Source organism: Idiomarina sp. UBA4206 (assembly GCF_002383015.1).
GTDB lineage: Bacteria > Pseudomonadota > Gammaproteobacteria > Enterobacterales > Alteromonadaceae > Idiomarina > Idiomarina abyssalis.
In genome coordinates this window covers 22530-24944 of record NZ_DFTS01000012.1, presented here as the reverse complement: position 1 = coordinate 24944, position 2415 = coordinate 22530, and the positions used below count along the sequence as shown (strand labels likewise).

4 protein-coding genes are annotated in these 2415 nt (G+C 50.5%); all 4 read right to left on the bottom strand.

Features of this window, described 5'->3' with window-relative positions:
* Positions 1–42 precede the first annotated feature (42 nt).
* Positions 43–1185, bottom strand: coding sequence for a 2-iminoacetate synthase ThiH (gene thiH / locus B3180_RS02265; protein WP_286842752.1), 1143 nt, complete (start codon positions 1183–1185; stop codon positions 43–45).
* Positions 1182–1952, bottom strand: coding sequence for a thiazole synthase (locus tag B3180_RS02260; RefSeq protein WP_278358733.1), 771 nt, complete (start codon positions 1950–1952; stop codon positions 1182–1184). The genes thiH and B3180_RS02260 overlap by 4 nt, the downstream gene beginning before the upstream one ends.
* A gap of 3 nt (positions 1953–1955) precedes the next feature.
* Positions 1956–2156, bottom strand: a complete 201-nt coding sequence (gene thiS, locus B3180_RS02255) for a sulfur carrier protein ThiS (protein ID WP_278358732.1) — start codon at positions 2154–2156, stop codon at positions 1956–1958.
* A partial coding sequence (locus B3180_RS02250) for a HesA/MoeB/ThiF family protein (RefSeq protein WP_414654011.1) occupies positions 2140–2415 on the bottom strand: 276 nt, incomplete at its 5' end. The genes B3180_RS02250 and thiS, both read right to left, overlap by 17 nt.

The following is a 2415-nucleotide window of genomic DNA, read 5'->3' as shown; positions in this document are numbered from 1 at the left end:
TTAACCCACGCACTTTAACGCTGCGTGAGCTGTTATTAGTGGCTACTCTGGACTGGAAAAAGTTTCAGGTGGCATTGCGGATAGCTCGTTAAGCCAGTCTTGCCATACCGGTTGTAATCCTTTCGCTCTAATTGCCTGTGCTACCTCACTTACTGATCTGTCATCGTCTATCGAAAACTGTTCCAGCTCTTGTTGCTCGTTGGCGTAACCGCCGGGCTGCGTTTTAGATTCCGCACTGACCGAGGTCACACCTAGTCGAAACAACCCATCACGAAGCGCTTGTTGTTCGCGGGTGGAAAGGCTGAGCTCTACATCGGGAAACCGCAATCGATACGCACAAATTAACTGAACCAGTTGTTTATCAGAAATTGTTTTTGCGTTATCGACACCTCCGGCACAGGGACGTAGCCGGGGAAATGACAATGAATAACGACTGCGCCAGTAGCGTCTCCGTAGATAATCCAGGTGCATGGCGGTAAAGGTGCTGTCGATACGCCAGTCCTCCAGTCCAATCAGCGAGCCGAGGCCAATTTTATCGATACCGCATTCGCCCAGGCGGTCAGGTGTTTCAAGCCGCCAACGGAAGTCGCGTTTCTTGCCTTTTAAGTGATGCTTAGCATAGGTAGCGGCCTGGTAAGTTTCCTGATACACCATAACCGCATCCAGACCCAGCGTGCGTAATTCAGCGTATTCATGGGTAGCCAATGGCTGCACTTCAAACATGACATAGCTGAAATAGCGTTTGACAATGGGGAGCGCCTGACGAAAGTAATCAATACCTACCTTGGCTTCATGCTCGCCAGTCACTATCAGCAGGGTGTCAAAACCTTTGGCTTTTATGGCCTGACATTCCTGCTCGATTTCAGCTGGCGACAGGGTTTTGCGTTTTAAGCGGTTACTCATAGAAAAGCCGCAGTAGCTGCAATCATTAGCACAAAGGTTTGATAAATAAAGCGGAATAAACAGGTGCAGAGTGTTACCAAAGCGTTGCCGGGTCAGTTGCTGTGAGCGTTCGGCCATAAGGGGCAGATAAGGCTCCGCCGCCGGCGACAGTAAGGCCATGAAGTCGTCCGTATTCAGATGTTTTTTGCTTAAAGCGGTTTCAACGTCAGCCGCGTTTTTACTGTAAAGCTGCAGGCGGGTATCATCCCAGCTGGTCTGCTCCCAGGTAGTATGAAAGCTCATAGCGACTCCAGAAACTCCGTTAACGGGCTGGATGCGGACGCTTTTAGCGAAGCGTTTTGACTTAAGCCTGCTTCAAAGGCCTGACGCCCAACAATAACCGCATCGCGAAAGGCTTTTGACATAGGGACAGGGTTATTCGCCGTGGCTATCGCGGTATTCACCAGCACAGCGTCTGCGCCCATTTCCATGGCTTCAACGGCGTGGCTGGGTGCGCCAATGCCCGCATCGACAATGACCGGCACCGATGCCTGCTCGATAATAATTCGTAGGAAGTCTCGAGTAAGCAGGCCCTGGTTTGAACCTATGGGGGCGCCTAACGGCATAACCGCCGCGCAGCCAACTTCTTCTAAGCGTTTACACAAGACCGGATCAGCACCGCAGTAGGGCAGTACGGTAAAGCCTTCTTTTACCAAAGCTTCAGCGGCTTTTAGGGTTTCTATGGGGTCTGGCAGCAAGTAGTTAGGGTCGGGGTGTATCTCCAGTTTAAGCCAATGGGTGCCTAAAGCTTCACGAGCAAGGCGTGCAGCAAAAATAGCGTCCTGTGCGGATTTTGCGCCGGAGGTATTTGGTAGTAGCTGTAAACCCAAATTTTTAATGGGTGTGACGATGTCGTCAGTGGGGCGTTCAAGTTCAACGCGCTTTAACGCCAGCGTTACTAATTCGCTACCGGAAGCAGCAAGGGACTTCTGCATAACGTCCGCACTGCTGTATTTGCCGGAGCCTATGAGTAATCGGGAATGAAAATCGCGATCGGCTATTCTCAGCATGGTTTAACCTCCGGCCACGGCCTGAACAAGTGTAATGGTATCGTTGTCTTTAAGCTCGGTCTGTTGCCATTTTTCCCGGTGTATAATCTGTCCGTTTAAAGCGACGGCAACGGCCGAGGTATCGACATTCTGAGCAGACAATAGCTGCGATAAATTGCTTTTTTCAGTGATCTCAAGATGTTTGTCATTAATTTGAATGCGCATTTTGACCTCCGCATACAGGGCATGAAGCGGCCCGCGGTAAATAGAGTTGTTGCCAGTTTTGCGATAATCCATTGAAGGTGTGCAGGTAACCCCAGGCAAGCTTATGTCCGGTAAAATAATTAATTGCCTGTAGCGCCTGACTGGATCCCATAATGCCCACAACAGGAGCGGCTATACCCGCGTTACTGCAGTTCAGTGGCTCAGTAACAGCGTCGGGATAAAGGCACTGATAACAGCCGTGGGAATTTTCTGGGTTAAG

What these genes read in the sequence shown, in the direction of transcription:
- B3180_RS02260 (WP_278358733.1), bottom strand. Translation starts at nt 1,952, where the DNA reads ATGCTGAGAATAGCCGATCGCGATTTTCATTCCCGATTACTCATAGGC.
- thiH (WP_286842752.1), bottom strand. Translation starts at nt 1,185, where the DNA reads ATGAGCTTTCATACTACCTGGGAGCAGACCAGCTGGGATGATACCCGC.
- thiS (WP_278358732.1), bottom strand. Translation starts at nt 2,156, where the DNA reads ATGCGCATTCAAATTAATGACAAACATCTTGAGATCACTGAAAAAAGC.